At 40.5% G+C, this 18,473-nt stretch carries 15 protein-coding genes; 8 read left to right on the top strand and 7 right to left on the bottom strand.

Annotated elements, in window-relative coordinates:
- Positions 1 to 8: 8 nt before the first annotated feature.
- The 3 genes from DET49_RS13535 (at position 9) to DET49_RS13525 (ending at position 3,725) form a co-directional block, all read left to right on the top strand.
- A complete protein-coding gene (locus tag DET49_RS13535; RefSeq protein WP_133548608.1) occupies positions 9 to 1,424 on the top strand; it encodes a SusD/RagB family nutrient-binding outer membrane lipoprotein in 1,416 nt (471 codons plus the stop codon).
- A 158-nt stretch (positions 1,425 to 1,582) separates the two neighbouring features.
- The gene (locus DET49_RS13530) at positions 1,583 to 3,034 is read left to right on the top strand and encodes a M14 metallopeptidase family protein (protein WP_133548607.1); all 1,452 of its coding nucleotides are present in this window, start codon (positions 1,583 to 1,585) and stop codon (positions 3,032 to 3,034) included.
- Positions 3,035 to 3,092: 58 nt separating this feature from the next.
- Positions 3,093 to 3,725: a 7-carboxy-7-deazaguanine synthase QueE gene (locus tag DET49_RS13525; RefSeq protein ID WP_133548606.1), complete on the top strand. Its 633-nt coding sequence runs from the start codon at positions 3,093 to 3,095 to the stop codon at positions 3,723 to 3,725.
- Between the two features lie 55 nt (positions 3,726 to 3,780).
- On the opposite strand, the gene DET49_RS13520 is transcribed toward DET49_RS13525, so the two are convergent.
- Entirely contained in the window at positions 3,781 to 4,353 is a 573-nt protein-coding gene (locus DET49_RS13520) for a DUF2911 domain-containing protein (protein ID WP_133548605.1), read from the bottom strand.
- A gap of 257 nt (positions 4,354 to 4,610) precedes the next feature.
- Here DET49_RS13520 and asnB point away from each other — a divergent pair, with 257 nt between their 5' ends.
- The 5 genes from asnB to secDF all read left to right on the top strand — a co-directional run bounded on the left by asnB (position 4,611) and on the right by secDF (position 13,686).
- On the top strand, positions 4,611 to 6,230 hold the full coding sequence (gene asnB / locus DET49_RS13515; RefSeq protein ID WP_133548604.1) for an asparagine synthase B: 1,620 nt from the start codon (positions 4,611 to 4,613) through the stop codon (positions 6,228 to 6,230).
- Between the two features lie 184 nt (positions 6,231 to 6,414).
- Positions 6,415 to 8,355: a DNA topoisomerase (ATP-hydrolyzing) subunit B gene (gene gyrB / locus DET49_RS13510; protein ID WP_133548603.1), complete on the top strand. Its 1,941-nt coding sequence runs from the start codon at positions 6,415 to 6,417 to the stop codon at positions 8,353 to 8,355.
- 122 nt (positions 8,356 to 8,477) lie between these two features.
- Positions 8,478 to 9,500, top strand: a complete 1,023-nt coding sequence (locus DET49_RS13505) for a DUF6588 family protein (RefSeq protein ID WP_133548602.1) — start codon at positions 8,478 to 8,480, stop codon at positions 9,498 to 9,500.
- Positions 9,501 to 9,591: 91 nt separating this feature from the next.
- Positions 9,592 to 10,518 carry a malate dehydrogenase gene (gene mdh / locus DET49_RS13500; protein WP_133548601.1) on the top strand — a complete coding sequence of 309 codons (927 nt, stop codon included), beginning with the start codon at positions 9,592 to 9,594 and terminating at the stop codon, positions 10,516 to 10,518.
- Positions 10,519 to 10,683: 165 nt separating this feature from the next.
- A complete protein-coding gene (secDF, locus tag DET49_RS13495; RefSeq protein WP_133548600.1) occupies positions 10,684 to 13,686 on the top strand; it encodes a protein translocase subunit SecDF in 3,003 nt (1,000 codons plus the stop codon).
- 247 nt (positions 13,687 to 13,933) lie between these two features.
- Here the strand turns inward: secDF and DET49_RS13490 are convergent, their stop codons facing one another.
- The 6 genes from DET49_RS13490 to folE all read right to left on the bottom strand — a co-directional run bounded on the left by DET49_RS13490 (position 13,934) and on the right by folE (position 18,457).
- The gene (locus DET49_RS13490) at positions 13,934 to 14,428 is read right to left on the bottom strand and encodes a DUF192 domain-containing protein (RefSeq protein WP_133548599.1); all 495 of its coding nucleotides are present in this window, start codon (positions 14,426 to 14,428) and stop codon (positions 13,934 to 13,936) included.
- A complete protein-coding gene (gene lgt, locus DET49_RS13485) occupies positions 14,425 to 15,246 on the bottom strand; it encodes a prolipoprotein diacylglyceryl transferase (protein WP_133548598.1) in 822 nt (273 codons plus the stop codon). Before lgt ends, DET49_RS13490 begins: the two co-directional genes overlap by 4 nt.
- 50 nt (positions 15,247 to 15,296) lie before the next feature.
- Positions 15,297 to 15,542, bottom strand: coding sequence for a membrane protein insertion efficiency factor YidD (gene yidD, locus DET49_RS13480; protein ID WP_133548597.1), 246 nt, complete (start codon positions 15,540 to 15,542; stop codon positions 15,297 to 15,299).
- Between the two features lie 5 nt (positions 15,543 to 15,547).
- Entirely contained in the window at positions 15,548 to 16,111 is a 564-nt protein-coding gene (locus tag DET49_RS13475) for a GNAT family N-acetyltransferase (RefSeq protein WP_133548596.1), read from the bottom strand.
- A 148-nt stretch (positions 16,112 to 16,259) separates the two neighbouring features.
- Positions 16,260 to 17,744, bottom strand: coding sequence for a cysteine--tRNA ligase (gene cysS / locus DET49_RS13470; protein WP_133548595.1), 1,485 nt, complete (start codon positions 17,742 to 17,744; stop codon positions 16,260 to 16,262).
- 35 nt (positions 17,745 to 17,779) lie between these two features.
- On the bottom strand, positions 17,780 to 18,457 hold the full coding sequence (folE, locus tag DET49_RS13465; RefSeq protein WP_133548594.1) for a GTP cyclohydrolase I FolE: 678 nt from the start codon (positions 18,455 to 18,457) through the stop codon (positions 17,780 to 17,782).
- Positions 18,458 to 18,473 lie beyond the last annotated feature (16 nt).

The raw sequence follows: 18,473 nt of genomic DNA, 5'->3' as shown, positions 1-18,473 counted from the left end.
TATTGAATATGAAAATTTTAAGACAAACATATAATTATATAGCAATTGCAGGGCTATTTCTCACCTTCTCGGCCTGCGATGATTATCTTGATATCAATGAGAATCCCAATAACCCCACAACGGCACCTTTAGCCGGTTTAATGGTGAATTCTACATTTGAAACCGCTCAGAACACCTTTAGGATTGGAAGCACAACATCTTATTATGTCCAGTATCTGGCTTCTCCTAACCAGGCTAGTGCTACAGATGTTATGGATCCCCTTAGTTTTAGCGGGACCTGGTCTGCCCTGTATGATGTGATGACGGATCTAAATGATATGATACTCGAGGCCAATGAGACTGGAGCTTCCCATTACGAAGGTGCCGGACAGGTAATGATGGCTTTAAACCTGGCGATGACCGTGGATGCCTTCGGTGATGTTCCTTATAGTGAAAGTTTTAATTTCGAAACCATTACCCCTACTTATGATGATGACGCAGAGTTGTACAGTAGAATTTTTGAATTACTGGACAGTGGAATTGCAAATCTTTCCCAGGAAACAGACCTGCCGATTGAGTCAGATGATTTTATTTACAATGGAGATGCGCAGAAATGGATCAAGTTTGCAAACATGCTTAAAGCACGTTACAAAAATCATTTAAGCCAAACCGATCAATATAACCCTGCTGAAGTACTAGCTGCAGTTGATGCCGGTTTTGAAAGTAATGCAGATAACGCCCAGGTAGAATATTTTGAAGAGGAATTCAATCCGTGGGCTGATGTGGCTATCAATAATGCAGATCTGATTCTTGGGGGCTGGATTTCAGAGCAATTTGTGGAGGCTACCGATGGAACAACTTTTGGGGTAGTAGATCCCCGTATTCCTTATATGATTGGAGCTACTGATGACGGAGAATATATTGGCGTTCCCAATGGAGCTGGTCGTGGTACAGCAGCTGCTTCGGGAGAGCGTTCTACCCTGGAGACCGGGGATTTTTATTCTTCTGAACAGTCGCCGATCCTCATAGCAACTTATGCAGAACAAAAATTTATTGAAGCTGAAGCTGCCTTTGGAATCGATAAAACCCGTGCTTATAATGCTTATCTGGAAGGGATAAGAGCGCATATGAGGATGTTGGGAGTAGAGCCGGCAGAAATAGATGCCTATATCAACAGTCCGGAAGTAAGTGTCGGCGTGGAGGACTTTACCTTAGACCTTATTTTTAAAGAAAAATGGGTAGCTATGTTCTTGCATCCGGAAGCCTGGGTGGATGCCCGAAGGCATGATTATGACTATGAAAATTTTGATCTTCCGGCCAATGTTAACCCGGATCTTAATGGTCAGTTCATTAAGAGGCTGGGGTATCCGGATTCAGAAATTGGAAGAAACGGAGCCAATGTGCCCGATGTGACTTTGATAGATCCTATTTTCTGGGATGAATAAAAGTTTTATAAAAGCAACATTCTTTAATCTCCCGGCCAGCCCGGGAGATTTTGGTTTAAAAAAGTCCCGAAAGCCTTTCGTAAGAAAAGAATGGAAACAAACACTCGCAGGAGAAACTAAAAACATTAATTTTAAACCAAACCCTTAAAAGAGACCAAATGAACTTTAAAAATATAAGTTGCCTATTATTTTTATTCGGAATTATAAGCCTCGGCTCAGCTCAAAAGAAACCGCTATATGCTAAACTTTATAGTTCTTATGAGAATTTTAAGGAAGAATCTATTGAAAAACGCCGATTTACCCGGGCCAAAATTCAACCTTTAATTGAGGAATTTAAAAAGAATCGGGACTTTAAGGTTACCAAAGTAGGGGAGTCTATCCAGGGCAGGCCACTTGAATTGATTTCGATAGGTCAGGGTGAACTTGACATTTTTCTATGGTCTCAAATGCACGGCGACGAATCTACCGCAACCATGGCCATTTTTGATATTCTCAATTTTTTAGATTCCAGGGAATTTTCAGAGGTAAAAAACGAACTGCTGGCAAAAGTGAAACTTCACTTTTTACCCATGGTCAATCCCGATGGAGCGCAAAGATTTCAGCGTAGAAATTTACTGGGAGTGGATATTAACAGGGATGCTTTGCGTTTGCAGTCACCGGAGAGTAAAACGCTCAAAAGAGTACGGGATAGCCTGGAGGCTGATTTCGGGTTTAACCTTCACGATCAAAGCACTTATTACAATGCAGAAAGAACCCCGAAACCGGCAAGCATTTCTTATCTCGCCCCGGCCTATAATTATGAAAAATCCATAAACAAGGTGCGCGGGGATGCCATGCGGGTCATTGTGCAAATGAATGATATTATCCAAAAATACGCACCGGGACAGGTGGGTCGTTATAATGATGATTTTGAGCCAAGGGCTTTTGGAGACAATATGCAAAAATGGGGTACAAGTACTATTTTAATCGAATCTGGTGGTTATCCCAATGATCCGGAAAAACAGGAAATCAGAAAACTGAATTTCGTTTCCATTCTGGCTGCCCTGTTCTCCATTGCCCAGGAAGATTATCAAAACGCAGATATTTCCAGCTATGAAGCCATTCCCAATAACGATAGAAATTTATTTGATTTAAAACTCGAAGGGCTTTCCTATGAATTGCTCGGGGAGGAATATATCCTGGATTTAGGAATTAACCAGGAGGAAATCCAAAATGAAAACCTGGATTATTTTTATGACTCCTATATTTCAGATCGAGGTGATCTTTCTACCTATTATGGCTATAAGGAGCTTGACGCCACAGGTTATAAACTAATAAAGGGAAAGGTTTACCCGGAGACTTTTGCCAATTCCGGGCAACTCGAAGAGGAAAATATTTCAGAAATATTAAAGCAAGGCTATGCCTATATTCGATTAAAAGAATTACCCCGGCAAGAATTCACCAAGCTACCTATAAACCTGGTAGCAGAAGATTTTCAACTTCCCGAAAACCTTGAACCTAATTTCTTTCTTGAAAAAGACGGAAAATTGAATTATGCAGTAATTAATGGGTTTTTAGTAGATCTCTTCAAAAAAGACTTTCAGGTAGAAAATGCGATTATTATAGATTAAAAAGGATTTCGTCCCGAAGCACAGCTTAAAAATAAGAGATTCCGTATCTTTGCGGGCTATGATTACAGAAGAGACTAAGGCACTTGTAGACGATGGGATTATGCTTCCGTTAATGGAAGAATTTTATACCATCCAGGGAGAAGGATTTCATAAAGGAACGGCTGCTTATTTTATCAGAATTGGTGGCTGTGATGTAGGATGCCACTGGTGTGATGTTAAAGAGAGCTGGGATCCCTCCATTCATCCCCCAACCCATATTGGGAAGATCGTGGAAAAGGCGGTGGCAAGTAGTAAGACCATTGTAATAACCGGTGGCGAACCATTAACCTGGGATATGACCAGGCTTACCGGTGCGTTAAAATCCAAAGGTTGTGATATTCATATTGAAACTTCCGGGGCCTATAAGCTTACCGGGCAGTGGGATTGGATCTGCTTATCTCCCAAGAAAATTAAATTACCTACCCAGGAAATTTATCCCTTGGCTCACGAGCTTAAAGTGATCATTTTTAATAAACATGATTTTCAATTCGCTGAAGAACAAGCTGCAAAAGTTAGCAAAAACTGCATTTTATATTTACAACCGGAATGGAGTAACAGGGAAAAGATGATGCCGCTTATCGTGGATTTTGTGATGAAAAATCCTAAATGGAAAGTTTCTTTACAAACCCATAAATATCTGAATATCCCATAAAAAAAACGGCTGTTTAAATTAAACAACCGTTTATATTTTTGATTTCAACTAATTTTTACTGTACGGGTGAAAAGGGTACCTTAACATATTTATCGGCCCAACCCATCAATAGGTTAACTCCGCTTCCGTCTTCGGCACGTTCCATAGCCATAGAGAAGTTTTCAATAGTAAAGTCCGAATTCCTCACGGGAACATCAATTCGTACATAATCTTCTTTTTCGCTATATTCATAAGCGCCCCAGCTATGGGTGGAATTGTTTAAGATTATTGTCCATTCATTTTCTTTCGGAATGGTATATAAAGTATAAGTTCCTTCCTCAATGGTTTTTCCGGAAATCTGCATATCCTTATAAAAGGTGATTTCGGTTGCTTCGTTTGCCCCTGTGCGCCATACTTCGCCATAGGGTACTAATTTTCCGAAGATTTCCCTGTCTCTTTTTTGCGGTCTGCTGTAAATTACCCGCATAACTTCTTCATCGCTCAGGTCCCGGTACAGCACCATATCCATTGGACTGGTATCTAATTTTGGGAAATTAGGTCCCTTAGTAGTATCTGTTTCTTGTGCCTGGAGATTTGAAAAAGCAACTATGCTTATTAAAAATACCGTAGTTAAAAATGTTTTCTTCATTGCTTATTATGTTTGTGAATAAATTCAGCTTAAAGATACTATACCAATAAGAGCCCGAGTGTTAATTCTTTATTTAGAAGCTGTTAAAATTTTAATTATTTACAGATGTAAGATTTATTAGTGAATCAGGGGTTGTTATCTTATAAATGAATTCTAATTTCAGTTTTTTTATTTTCATATTATATCAATTAGCTATACTGTGTTTGTAAACTGTAACCTGTGGCGCATATTTGTATGGAATTATTAAAGCAAATGTTATGTGTGGAATTTTAGCAGTAATCGGAAAACGATTATCAGAAGAGAAGATCAGCGGGTTGTCAAAAAGAATGTCGCACCGCGGTCCAGACGAAAGTGATGTACATGTAACCGAAGAAGGTTATGTACTGAGTCACGAGAGATTATCAATTGTAGATCTTGAAACCGGAAAACAACCCATCCAGGGCACTTCAACTGCCTGGATGATTCACAACGGCGAGATTTATAACCACCAGGCTTTGCGAAATAATGAATTAAAAGATCATTCTTTTAGAACTACAGGGGATTCAGAAGTGATTGTTCATTTATATGAAGAATATGGCGTTGATTTTTTGGATAAACTAGACGGGGTATTTTCTTTCGTGGTGGTTGATGGTAAGGATTTTATAGCGGCCAGGGATCCAATTGGGGTGAAACCACTGTATTATGGAACCGATGATGAAGGTACTATTTGGTTTGCCAGTGAAATGAAAACTATAGTAGATCAGTGTAGTAGTTTGGCTGCATTTCCTCCCGGACATTATTATACCCCACAAACCGGGTTTGTGGAATATTACACTCCGGATTGGTTTGATTATAAAAAAGCGACTCAAGCCTTAGACCTTTCCAAGATAAGAGAAAGTCTAATCGAGGCCACTCGCAAGAGATTAATGGCTGATGTCCCGCTGGGTGTTTTGTTAAGTGGTGGTTTAGATTCTTCTTTAACATCATCCATTGCCGCAAGGTTAATGAAGGACAGTGGACAAAAGTTGCATTCCTTCTCTATAGGTTTAGATGAAACAGCTCCAGATTTAATCGCAGCCAGAAAAGTTGCTAAATTCCTGGGAACCGAGCATTCCGAATTTTACTTCACCGTCGAAGAAGGTATTGATATCCTGAAAAAACTGGTATGGCACTTAGAAACTTACGATGTAACCTCTATAAGGGCCAGTACCCCGATGTACTTCCTATCAAAAGGAATACAGGAAAAAGGTGTTAAAGTAGTCTTGAGTGGGGAAGGAGCCGACGAGATCTTCGGAGGATACCTGTACTTTAAAAACGCACCATCGCCAGAAGATTTTCAAAAGGAAACCATCAGAAGGGTGCAAAGGCTTGCTACTGCAGACTGCCTGAGGGCCGATAAGTCTACCATGGCGCACGGACTTGAAGCCAGGGTGCCGTTTTTAGATAAGGCATTCTTAAAAACAGCAATGGAGACTGAAGCTGTGCATAAACTGCCAAAAACATACGATGGTGTAGAGAAATATATTCTAAGAAAAGCATTTGATACTCCCGAAGACCCATTTTTACCTGAAGAGGTTTTATGGAGGCAAAAAGAACAATTCAGCGATGGGGTAGGTTATAGTTGGATAGATGAGCTGATCGCGTACGCTTCAGCCAGGGTTACAGATGAGCAAATGGCAAGCGCTTCTGATAAGTATCCATACAATACACCAGCCACTAAGGAAGCGTATTTCTATAGAGAGATATTCCACAGCCACTTCCCACAGGAAAGCGCTGCGAAAACAGTAAAAAGATGGATCCCGAAATGGCAGGAGGACCTTGATCCAAGCGGTCGTGCGAACACCTCTCACGTAGCTACAAATGCCAAGAAAGATCTGGAAGAATTAGCAAGAGTTTAGGTTAAACAATCGTGTGGTTTGTTATGCCCGTAATACAGTGTAAAAATCACTGTGTTATGGGCTTTTTTCTTCACAAATTGTTAATAACTTAAAGTGCTTGAAGAGCTTACTGGCCCATTAAAAATATGCGTTTTGTTATATTTGTTCGTTATTCAAAACAGACGAATTTAATTAGCAAAAATATATGAGCGAAGAACCCAAAAAACACAGTTATTCGGCCGATAGTATTCAGGCTTTAGAAGGAATGGAGCACGTGCGCCTTAGACCTTCCATGTATATTGGGGATACCGGCATAAGAGGTTTACACCATTTGGTGTATGAGGTGGTAGATAACTCTATAGATGAGGCTATGGCAGGTCATTGCGATACCATCAAAGTAACTATTAATGAAGACGGTTCGGTAAGAACAGAGGACAACGGACGGGGAATCCCGATCGACCTTCACAAAAAAGAAGGGGTGTCCGCCCTGCAGGTTGTGATGACCAAGATTGGTGCCGGTGGTAAATTCGATAAAGATTCTTATAAAGTTTCCGGGGGTCTGCACGGGGTTGGGGTGAGTTGTGTTAATGCGCTTTCCTCCGCATTAAAAGCTACTGTTTACCGAGACGGCCAGGTATGGGAACAGGAATATGAGTTGGGAAAACCGCTCTATCCAGTAAAGCCTGTTGGAGAGACGGATTTAAACGGGACCGTAATTACTTTTAAGCCCGATCCCAGTATTTTTCAGCAAACCGTAGATTTTAGTTACGAAACTTTGTCCAGCAGAATGCGGGAGCTTGCTTATTTGAATAAGGGAATTCAAATAACACTTACCGATAAGCGTGAGGTTAATGAAAAGGGAGAATTCCTATCTGAAAGGTTCCATTCTGAAGAGGGATTAAAAGAATTTATAAAATTCCTAGACGGCAATCGGGAACCAATTATCGCCGATGTCATCGCGATGGAGGGGGAGAAGAATGATATTCCTGTTGAGGTGGCCATGGTTTACAACACTTCTTTTAGTGAAAACCTGCATTCTTATGTAAACAATATAAATACCCACGAAGGAGGAACGCATTTATCCGGCTTTAGACGTGGACTGACCACGACCCTTAAAAAATATGCCGATGCTTCCGGGATGTTGGATAAATTGAAATTTGAGATCGTAGGAGACGATTTCCGGGAAGGTTTGACTGCGATCATCTCTGTTAAAGTGGCTGAGCCCCAGTTTGAAGGCCAGACAAAGACAAAACTTGGGAACAGGGAGGTAACTTCAGCTGTTTCTCAAGCTGTTTCAGAAATGCTTGAAAATTACCTGGAAGAAAATCCCAATGATGCAAAAACCATCATTCAGAAGGTAATTCTTGCTGCCCAGGCCAGAAACGCAGCTAAGAAAGCGCGTGATATGGTACAGCGTAAAACCGCGATGAGTATTGGTGGCTTACCCGGGAAATTATCCGACTGTTCTGAACAGGATCCTGTGCAAAGTGAAGTGTTTCTTGTTGAGGGAGACTCTGCTGGTGGTACCGCCAAGCAGGGTCGGGATCGTAGATTCCAGGCCATATTGCCACTGAGAGGTAAAATTCTCAACGTAGAAAAAGCGATGACACATCGTGTTTTTGACAACGAGGAGATAAAAAATATTTACACTGCCCTGGGGGTAACCATCGGTACCGAAGAGGATAGCAAAGCTTTGAATACTGATAAACTAAGATATCATAAAGTGGTGATTATGTGTGATGCCGATGTAGATGGTAGTCACATTGAAACCCTGATCTTAACTTTCTTCTACAGGTATATGAAGGAACTAATAGAAGGAGGGCATATCTATATTGCAACCCCACCATTATATTTGGTGAAAAAGGGAAGCAGAAAACGCTATGCCTGGAGTGAGCAGGAACGAGATGAGATTGCAGAAAGTTACAGTGGGGGCGTACAAATTCAGCGTTATAAAGGTCTTGGAGAAATGAATGCTGAACAACTTTGGGATACCACTATGGATCCGGAAAGACGAAAATTGAGACAGGTCAATATTGATAACAGCGGGGAAGCCGATAGAATATTCTCGATGTTAATGGGGGATGAAGTACCGCCAAGACGTGAATTTATAGAGAAAAATGCTAAATATGCGAATATTGATGCATAGTACATAATAACCTTAAAGCAAAAAACCCGTAAGATATCTTATGGGTTTTTTGCTTTTTACAGAACTGATAAATAGAATTTTTTTTTGCTATTTTTACCCCACTAACTTAACACCTACTTATTTTGAAATTTCAAGCTCAAACCTTCATTTTTATTTTTTTATTTTCATTGTCCACCTACGCCCAGGAAAGTGATGTCGATAGATTCGCAAATGAAATGCTCTTTATCGCAGATGAATTTGCAGGCCCTGCGGCCGAAGGAGCTGCTTACCAGGCTGGTGCTGGCTGGTTTACATCGGCTACGGCCCTAAAGCCATGGCAAGTAGAGATCTCCTTTCAGGCCAACGCCTTGTTTGTGCCTTCCAACAGACAAACTTTTACGATTTCCAATAATGATTTTGCCGGAGTACACGAGAATGGTGTCCCTATATTAAGTATTGAAGGAGAAAGCAGTAATGCTGTAATACCTACTGCCTTTGGTGGAAAATCTGATACTTATTTTGTTGGGGATATTAATTTTCAGGGGAATAATGTTCCGATTAGGTTCCAGGCCATAGAGGGTATTCATAAAAGCGTCATTGCCTATCCCTTTGTGCAGGCGAGTGTCGGACTGCCTTATGAAACAGAATTTTCAGCCAGATTCTTGCCACAGTTGATGGTGGATGGGGTAGCTTTCATCACCTATGGTGCGGCAATAAAACACAATTTTTCACAGTATTTCAGATTCAATAATGAAGATGATTTCCAGGCGGCAGCGATAATTGCCTATAACAAGTTTGATGTAGAATATGAATTCATCGAACCGGTAGATTTAGCTACGGACGGAAGTTCTTTTGGAAACCTTACCCTGGTCAATGTAAATTCCAATCTCTGGATGGCCTCGGTAATTGGTTCCAAGAAATATGGCGACAGCTTTGAAGTATTTGGTGCGCTGGGTGCAACTAATTCTAAATTTAATTATGCGATGGGCGGGAGTGGTTTTGCCCTGGGGCCTATTAATTCAGCACTTGGTAGACTAGAACAAACCCAGGCTCAGATTAAAGCCGATCTGGGTTTTAATATTTACATGGATCGTTTTAAGATTAGCACCATGGCAACCGCAGGTAAATTTTTTCACCTGAATGTCGGCCTGCATTTTAAAATATAAAACCTATAGTTTTAACCATATCTTATAGTAATACTATACCAATATTTGTATTTTTGGGTTCAAATATTAATCGATTTAAATAAAATATAAGATGAAAGTTACTATAGTAGGAGCAGGTGCCGTTGGGGCAAGTTGTGCGGAATATGTTGCCATTAAAGATTTTGCTTCGGAAGTGGTTTTACTCGATATTAAAGATGGAGTAGCCGAAGGTAAAGCGATGGATTTGATGCAAACCGCAACCCTCAATGGATTTGATACTAAAATTACAGGGACCACAAACGATTATTCTAAAACTGCAGGCAGTGATGTGGCAGTAATTACCAGTGGTATTCCCCGTAAACCGGGAATGACACGTGAGGAATTAATCGGAATAAACGCGGGAATTGTAAAAGAAGTTTCTTCAAACCTTATCAAGCACTCTCCAAATGTAACCTTAATCGTGGTAAGCAATCCAATGGATACGATGACTTACCTGGTGCATAAAACTACAGGACTTCCAAAAAATAAAATTATTGGAATGGGTGGAGCTTTAGACAGTGCACGTTTCAAGTATCGACTGAGCGAAGCTTTAGATTGTCCTCCATCAGATGTGGATGGGATGGTAATCGGAGGCCATAGTGATACCGGGATGGTGCCTTTAACAAGGTTGGCTACAAGAAATTCAGTTCCGGTTTCAGCCTTTTTATCTGAAGACCGCTTAAACCAGGTTTCTGAAGACACTAAAGTTGGGGGTGCAACCCTAACCAAGTTATTAGGAACCAGTGCCTGGTATGCCCCTGGAGCAGCAGTGTCTGCCCTTGTACAGGCCATTGCCTGTGACCAGAAAAAAATGTTCCCTTGTTCGGCCATGCTACAGGGGGAATATGGCCTGAATGATATTTGTATTGGCGTTCCTGCAATTCTAGGAAAAGAGGGGCTTGAGAAGATCGTAGAGATTGAACTGGATGATGCCGAGGCTAATAAAATTAAGGAAAGTGCTGAAGGCGTGAAGAAAACCAATGCGCTTCTAGAACTTTAAGCACGTATAAAGCTTTAAAATATAACAAGAAAGGCCGCTAATTACGCGGTCTTTTTTATGTTTAAAAGTTAAATTATTCAAAAAAAAATTGTTGGCATTTCATTTTTGAAACCCTATATTTGTCCGTTTTTAAAATCGACCTAATTAATTATAATTTAAGGAATAATGCAGAACAAAGGACTGATTAAGGTTTTTGCAATTTTATTTGGACTGGTATGTATATACCAGTTGTCTTTTACTTTTATTACCAATGATGTAGAAAGTGAAGCTGAAGATTTTGCCACGCAAGAAATTAGCGAAAATGTAGAGGATTATTCAGCATTGAGAGATGTTGAAGAGCAAAATTATCTCGATTCCATAGCGGATGAGGAGATTATTGCCGGTATTACCTATAGTGAGGCCAAAGACAAGGAGCTGAATAAGGGGCTTGACCTGAAGGGGGGAATCAATGTGATTCTTCAAATTTCGGTAAAAGATATCCTGGCCGGCTTAGCTAATAATACCGACGACCCTGCGTTTAATCAGGCTTTAAATGAAGCAGAGGAAGCTTCAAAGGATAGCCAGGAAGATTATATAAACCTTTTCTTCGAGGCTTTTAACGATATCCCTGATGCCCGACTTGCATCTCCTGATGTTTTTGCAAATAAAACATTAAGCGATGAGATCAACTTCGAGATGTCTAATGAAGAGGTGGAAACTGTAATTAGGAGAAAGGTCGATGAGTCTATTACTTCAGCTTTTGAAGTACTTAGAAAACGTATCGATAAATTTGGGGTAACCCAACCCAATATTCAGCGTTTAGGAAATTCAGGAAGAATCCTGGTAGAATTACCAGGTGCTAAAGATATTAACAGGGTACAAAGTTTGTTGCAGAGTACTGCGCAACTTGAATTCTGGCACGTATATAAAAATACTGCCTTAGGTAACTTTTTAGCCCAGGCTAATAATGTACTTAAGGATATTGTAGATAAAAAGAGTGAAGAAACTACCACTCCAACCGACACTACGGCTACTGAAGGAGCAAACGATATTGATGCCTTACTTGCGGAAAGTGAAGATTCCACCGAGGTAAATACGGCTAACAATCCTTTATTTGAACTCATTGAAAGCCCAGGCTTTCAGGGAGGTCCTGTTTTGGCCTATTTTGCCGTGGAGGATACTGCGACGGTAAATAAATACCTTGCTACGCCCCAGGTAAGATCTTTACTTCCGGCAGACCAGCGTTACGCTAAATTTGCCTGGGGTATTCCCCAGGATGAAGGTGTTGTAGGGCTTTATGCATTAAAGGGGAATAGGGATATGGAGCCACCACTTAGTGGGGACGTGATCACTGATGCCCAACAAACTTACGACCAGATGGGCCGTATTGCCGTGTCCATGCAAATGGACGGTACTGGAGCCAAGATTTGGGAAGATATGACCGGGCAGGCTTCATCACAACAAAGCAATATTGCCATTGTTTTAGATAACACGGTTTATTCTGCTCCCGGAGTTTCTACCGGGCCTATTTCAGGTGGGAGAAGTGAGATTTCTGGAGACTTCAGCATAACCGAAGGTCAGGATCTGGCCAATGTGCTAAGAGCAGGTAAGCTTCCTGCTTCTGCAGAAATAATTCAAAGTGAAATTATAGGACCAAGTTTAGGTCAGGAAGCAATAAACAGCGGGATGTGGTCCTTTGGGATCGCCCTGGTTCTGGTATTGTTATGGATGGTTTTTTACTATGGTAAGGCCGGCCTTTTCGCCGATGTTGCCCTGGTATTGAATATCCTGTTTATCTTCGGAATCCTTGCCGGTTTAGGTGCCGTATTAACTTTACCTGGAATTGCCGGTATTGTTTTAACCATTGGTATCTCGGTGGATGCTAATGTCCTTATTTTCGAAAGGATCCGGGAAGAACTCGCCAAAGGCAAAATGCAAAAGGATGCCATTAAAGACGGTTTTAGTAATGCGCTTTCCTCTATTCTTGATGCCAACATTACTACCGGCTTAACTGCCTTTATCTTATTGATTCTGGGTACCGGCCCGATCAAAGGTTTTGCAACTACTTTATTAATAGGTATTGCTACTTCTTTGTTTACCGCAATTTTTATAACCAGGTTATTCATTGACGGATATGGTAAAAAAGGAAAAACCCTTGATTTTGCTACAGGAGCAACTAAAAATCTTTTCAGAAATGTAAAAGTAGATTGGTTGAAAAAACGTAAACTAGCTTATATTTTCTCCGGGATATTAATCATTATCAGCCTTGGTTCTCTGTTGGTACAGGGCCTTAACCCGGGGGTTGATTTCGTGGGAGGTAGAACCTATACCGTACGTTTTGAGCAGGATGTGAATCCAACAGAAGTTGAACGTGCCCTGGTTGCTGAATTCGGAAGTGCCGAGGCAAAAACCTTTGGTCCGGATAACCAGTTAAAGATTACTACCAAGTATAAGGTTGAAGAAGAAAGTACCGCTGTGGATAAGGAGATCCAGCAGACCATGTTTGAAGCCCTTCAACCATATCTTCCGGCCGATCTTAGTTTCGAAGATTTTACCGCTGGAGGAGCTGCAAAAGAGGTTGGTATTATGCAATCCATGAAAGTGGGGCCTACTATTGCCGATGATATTAAAAATGACTCTTTCTGGGCGATCCTGGGATCCCTGGTAGTTATTTTCCTTTACATCCTATTGCGATTTAGGAAATGGCAGTTTAGTATTGGTGCCGTGGTTGCTGTTGCTCACGATGTTATCATCGTTTTAGGTATATTCTCATTGCTTTACAAAGTAATGCCCTTTAGCATGGAAATCAACCAGGCCTTTATCGCAGCAATCCTAACGGTAATCGGTTATTCATTGAACGATACGGTAGTTGTATTTGACAGGATCAGGGAGTTTGTTAATGAACATACCAGCTGGCCATTAGGCAGAACGGTAAATACCGCTTTGGATAGTACCATTAGCCGTACCCTGAACACCTCGCTTACGACCTTGATTGTATTGCTTGCCATCTTCATCTTTGGAGGAGAAAGCATCAGAGGCTTTATGTTTGCCTTGATTATTGGGGTGATCGTAGGTACTTATTCATCTTTATTTATTGCGACTCCTGTGATGTATGATAGTGTAAGTGACAAATCAAAGATTGAAAAGAAAAAGAAAACTGAAGAAGAAGCTAAGGAAACTACTGTTTAGGCTCTCCTTTAAAGGTATATAATCAAAATTGCGTTCCAGAAATGGAGCGCTTTTTTGTTTTAATAGCTTTATGAAAAGATGATCAATGGCTTTTTGAATTTGATCATAAGGCTGCTTAAAATGGTATTTGAAATCAGAAGGGAGCCTAGTCCCTGATATGGGAGACAGCTAAATGCAGAAGTACCTATAAGGGTCTCTCTTTTCTAATTGAGGAAAAGGCTAGTTGAAAATGGAGTTTACAATAAAACTAATCGATTCGCTTAAAATCTATTTTATCACCAACTTCTATATTCCAATCCTCAGCAAGTCCTGCATTTAACTCGAGAACATACTGGGCTGGTAATTCGGAGGGTAAGGAGGTTTCATCATTAGGCTGAGCATTCTTTTGAAAACTCACGGCCGTACTATCTGCACCATAATAAATGATATCTAAGGGAATATTGGTGTTTTTCATATAAAATGCCCTGGGGGCCTCATCTTCATAAATAAACAGCATCCCCTGCTGATCCTCCATACTTTTGCGATACATTAAACCTGTCTGGCGTTCATATGAATTATCGGCAATTTCGATGTCTATTTGTTTTATGGTATCCCCGTTGGGCTTAAGCAGCGTTGCCTCCCCTTCTTTTGTAAAACGTATTTCTTCGGTTTCAATAGGTGCCTGCTGATCCCCGTCGTCCTTACAGGAGGATAGTATAGAAGCCACCAAAATGGAAGATAAAATTATGGATTTACGTATCATACGGTTCTTGGTTTGGTCGGCCTGTACATAAAGTAAAGCCCGGCAATTATAAATGGTATACTCAGCCACTGGCCCGTGTTTAATAACCAGGTGGTACGCTCTTCAACCTGAGCTTCTTTTATAAATTCAATAAAGAACCTAACCGTCCATAATAAAACCAGGAACAAGCCGAAAATATAACCTATTTTATGGCGTTTTTCGGTCTTCCAGTATAAATACCACAGGATTATAAAGATAAGTAAATAGCAGAAAGATTCATATAACTGTGCAGGATGCCTGGGGAAAGTCTCGCCTAAATTAGCGAAAATGATCCCATAATCAGAGTTGGTGGGTTTTCCTATAATCTCCGAGTTTAAAAAATTGCCTATTCTGACAAAAATGGCCCCACTGGCTACCGGGATCACAATCCGGTCTAGTATCCAAAGCACGGGTTTATTAAGCACTCTTTTTCGGTACAGGTACATCGAGATAATGATACCAATGGCGGCACCGTGGCTAGCCAGCCCTCTGAAGCCTGTAAATTCAAATTCCGGTTCAAAACGAACCGGTAAGAAGATTTCCAATAAATGGTTCTGAAAATAATCCCAGTCATAAAAAATCACGTGTCCCAGTCTTGCACCAATAAGGGTAGCCAGAACGGTATAAATAAAGAGAGAATCTAATTTTTCGATCGCGATTTTTTCCCTTATGAAAATACTTTTCATAATATACCAGCCAAGTCCAAAGGCTATCAAAAACATCAAACTGTAATAGTGAAGGGTAAAAAAACCTAAGTCTAAACCTTCCGAAGGGCTCCAGGTAATGGCGTTAATAAGCATAAATTAAAATTGATTAGTAGGGTAAAGATACATATTTGCAAGTAGTTGCCCTATCTTTTGGTTTCTGTTTTTTCGGGAACCGGGTCATAACCCTTGCCTCCCCAGGGATTACAACTAAAAATACGTTTTAAGCTTAACCATCCCCCTTTAAAAACACCAAAGCGCTGCAGAGCGGTTAAACTGTACTGGGAACAGGTGGGTGTGTACCTGCAGGTGGCTGGGGTAAGTGGGGAAATAAAATTCTGGTAAAATTTCACCAACAGAATAAACGGATATGCCAGGTATTTTTTAAGCATCTTTGTTATATCTTGTTGAGTACTGTGTTTTTTGGGTCTGATGATAAAATCGCATATTCAAAATTGTCAGACCAACCATCTTTAAGAGGCAAAACTTTCCTTTTCCTACCCTCCTTTGTCATACCAACTTTTTCTAAAATCCGAATACTTCCAATATTATCAACAGCGCAACCAGCTTCGATCCGATGTAATTTGAGTTCCTCGAATCCAAATTCAAGAATTCTGTATAACGATTCAGTTGCATATCCTTTGTTCCAAAAATGAGAGTGAAATTTATACCAAACTTCGGCACTCTTAAATTTTGGATTTCCCAAGTTTAATGAAAGAAGTCCAATAAAAGATTTTTCATCCTTGAGCTCAACCTTAAAAGTAAAATTTGTTTCTTTTCCGTTGTTATTTTTAGTTATCAACTCCTCCAATATTTTTTCAGTTTCCCTAATATTTGTTGGAATCCCTAAAGTATTGAATTTGTCAGTTTCGGGTAATGAGAGCAATTCGTGTATTTTTTCTAAATCCGATATCGTTATTAGTTTTAAGTTCAATCGATTAGTCTCTAATTCTCCTTTCATAATCGGATTTTTTGCATTACGCGCAGCCTCCTGTATAAAAAATGTACGAACGCACATGATTGTCCGCAGAAAAATCCGCTAAGCTAGCACAATCTCTAAGTTTTGATTTGAGACAGGTTCCAACATCGTTTCACCTTTGCTTTGAAAATTATTTTATACTAAAAGTAGTACCCTCTTTTCCGTCTTTAAGCTGAATTCCTAATTCCTGTAGTTGATCCCTTATTTGATCGCTTAAAGCGAAATCTTTATTATTCCTGGCTTCAGCGCGAAGTTTTATCAGTAATTCTATCGTTGAGGAAAGCTTATCAGAGGTGTCATTATTTTCAGAAACCTGATCTAAAAGTCCCAGGACATCAAACATAAAAGCCGACATGGTTTTCTCAAGTTCATCTTTATCTTCCGCAGTAATGGTTGCCGCCCCCTCCTTTATGTTATTGATCATTTTAACCGCATCGAAAAGCCGGGCAATTAAAATCGGGCTGTTGAAATCATCATTCATCGCATCGTAACAAGATTGTTTCCAGGTCTTGATATCAAGGCTTGATTTCCCGGAAACCGGGAGCTCTTCAATTAAATGATAGGCATCCATTAACCGGTTAAAGCCTTTTTCGCTAGCTTTTAAAGCTTCATCTGAAAAATCCAGGATGCTTCGGTAATTCGCCTGAAGCATAAAAAACCTGGTCACATTTGGTGAAAACGGCTTCTCTAAAATATCATTGTTTCCGGAGAAAATTTCTTCCGGAAGAATATTGTTCCCGGTACTTTTAGCCATTTTCTTACCATTTAAGGTGAGCATATTGGCGTGCAGCCAGTAATGAACCGGGTTTTTCCCAGTAGCTGCCTCTCCCTGGGCAATTTCACATTCATGGTGTGGGAATTTTAAATCCATTCCCCCGCCGTGAATATCAAATTCTTCCCCTAGATATTTGGTGCTCATCACCGTACATTCTAAATGCCATCCGGGAAATCCATCACTCCAGGGGGACGGCCAGCGCATAATATGCTGGGGTTCCGCTTTTTTCCAAAGCGCAAAATCCTGGGGATTTTTCTTATCGCTCTGCGCGGCAAGTTCGCGGGTATTAGCGATCATATTTTCAATATCCCTACCGCTTAATTTGCCATAATGGTTGGTTTCATTGAATTTTTTTACGTCAAAATAAACAGAACCGTTTACCTGGTAGGCGAATCCCTTTTCTATAATGGTTTTTACGATTTCTATTTGCTCCACAATATGACCGGTTGCCGTGGGTTCAATACTTGGCGGTAAATTGTTGAATTTTTGCAGGATGTTATGGAAATCTATGGTGTAGCGTTGTACGACCTCCATGGGTTCAATCTGTTCCAGGCGCGCCTTCTTGGCAATCCTGTCTTCCCCGCTGTCGGCATCATTTTCCAAATGGCCGGCATCGGTGATGTTCCTGACGTATCTCACTTTATATCCAAGGTGTTTCAAATAACGAAATACAAGGTCAAAGGAGATAAAGGTTCGGCAATTACCTAAATGAACATTACTGTATACAGTAGGGCCGCAAACATACATTCCAACGTTACCTTCGTTTATCGGTTCAAAGATTTCCTTTTCCCCGCTCATAGAATTGTATATTTTCAAGCTCTGTTCCTGGTAAAGCGCCATAGATAGTTAGTGTTGGTTATTAAAAAAGAAAATATTTAAAAGGAAGTATCCAGTTTTATATAGTCAAGAAATTCCCGTTTCACGGATTTTTCTTTGAAGGCCCCGCCGAATTCACTGGTGACGGTACTGCTGTCTATATCTCTAATTCCACGACTGTTCACGCACAGGTGCTTGGCATCAACCACACAGGCTACATCTGGAGTGCCCAGTGCTTTTTGTAACTCCTGAACAATCTGCATGGTCATTCGTTCCTGTACCTGAGGCCTTTTCGCGAAATAATCTACAATCCGGTTCATTTTAGATAGTCCTATTACCCGACCTTTTGAAATATAGGCCACGTGGGCCTTACCAACGATAGGAAGCAAATGGTGCTCGCAGGTCGAATACACGGTAATATTCTTTTCCACCAGCATTTCGCCGTATTTATACTTGTTCTCAAAAGTAGAGGCAATGGGTTTTCTCTCGGGGTTCAATCCTGCAAAAATTTCATTTACGAACATTTTTGCTACCCTTTGAGGAGTTCCTTTAAGGCTGTCATCGGTAAGATCAAGACCTAAAGTTTCCATAATATGTTTTACATCCTTGTTGATGAGCGCAACTTTTTCAATCTCACTCAGCTCAAAAGCATCTTCACGAATAGGGTTTTCAGCACTGCTTCCAGCGTGGGCATCTCCCTGCTCATCAATTTCATTCAAAATTTTGTCTATTTTCATACCGTTTTTACAATAA

It is taken from the genome of Salegentibacter sp. 24 (assembly GCF_004362395.1).
In the GTDB taxonomy this organism is placed as follows: Bacteria; Bacteroidota; Bacteroidia; order Flavobacteriales; family Flavobacteriaceae; genus Salegentibacter.
The sequence above is the reverse complement of the archived record's forward strand: the minus strand, read 5'-3'. Positions and strand labels throughout refer to the sequence as shown.

Excerpts from the sequence above, each read along its gene's own strand:
- mdh (WP_133548601.1), top strand. The coding sequence starts at position 9,592 with ATGAAAGTTACTATAGTAGGAGCAGGTGCCGTTGGGGCAAGTTGTGCG.
- yidD (WP_133548597.1), bottom strand. The coding sequence starts at position 15,542 with ATGCTTAAAAAATACCTGGCATATCCGTTTATTCTGTTGGTGAAATTT.
- folE (WP_133548594.1), bottom strand. The coding sequence starts at position 18,457 with ATGAAAATAGACAAAATTTTGAATGAAATTGATGAGCAGGGAGATGCC.
- DET49_RS13520 (WP_133548605.1), bottom strand. The coding sequence starts at position 4,353 with ATGAAGAAAACATTTTTAACTACGGTATTTTTAATAAGCATAGTTGCT.
- secDF (WP_133548600.1), top strand. The coding sequence starts at position 10,684 with ATGCAGAACAAAGGACTGATTAAGGTTTTTGCAATTTTATTTGGACTG.
- DET49_RS13525 (WP_133548606.1), top strand. The coding sequence starts at position 3,093 with ATGATTACAGAAGAGACTAAGGCACTTGTAGACGATGGGATTATGCTT.
- cysS (WP_133548595.1), bottom strand. The coding sequence starts at position 17,744 with ATGGCGCTTTACCAGGAACAGAGCTTGAAAATATACAATTCTATGAGC.
- DET49_RS13535 (WP_133548608.1), top strand. The coding sequence starts at position 9 with ATGAAAATTTTAAGACAAACATATAATTATATAGCAATTGCAGGGCTA.
- gyrB (WP_133548603.1), top strand. The coding sequence starts at position 6,415 with ATGAGCGAAGAACCCAAAAAACACAGTTATTCGGCCGATAGTATTCAG.
- asnB (WP_133548604.1), top strand. The coding sequence starts at position 4,611 with ATGTGTGGAATTTTAGCAGTAATCGGAAAACGATTATCAGAAGAGAAG.
- lgt (WP_133548598.1), bottom strand. The coding sequence starts at position 15,246 with ATGCTTATTAACGCCATTACCTGGAGCCCTTCGGAAGGTTTAGACTTA.
- DET49_RS13475 (WP_133548596.1), bottom strand. The coding sequence starts at position 16,111 with ATGAAAGGAGAATTAGAGACTAATCGATTGAACTTAAAACTAATAACG.
- DET49_RS13490 (WP_133548599.1), bottom strand. The coding sequence starts at position 14,428 with ATGATACGTAAATCCATAATTTTATCTTCCATTTTGGTGGCTTCTATA.
- DET49_RS13530 (WP_133548607.1), top strand. The coding sequence starts at position 1,583 with ATGAACTTTAAAAATATAAGTTGCCTATTATTTTTATTCGGAATTATA.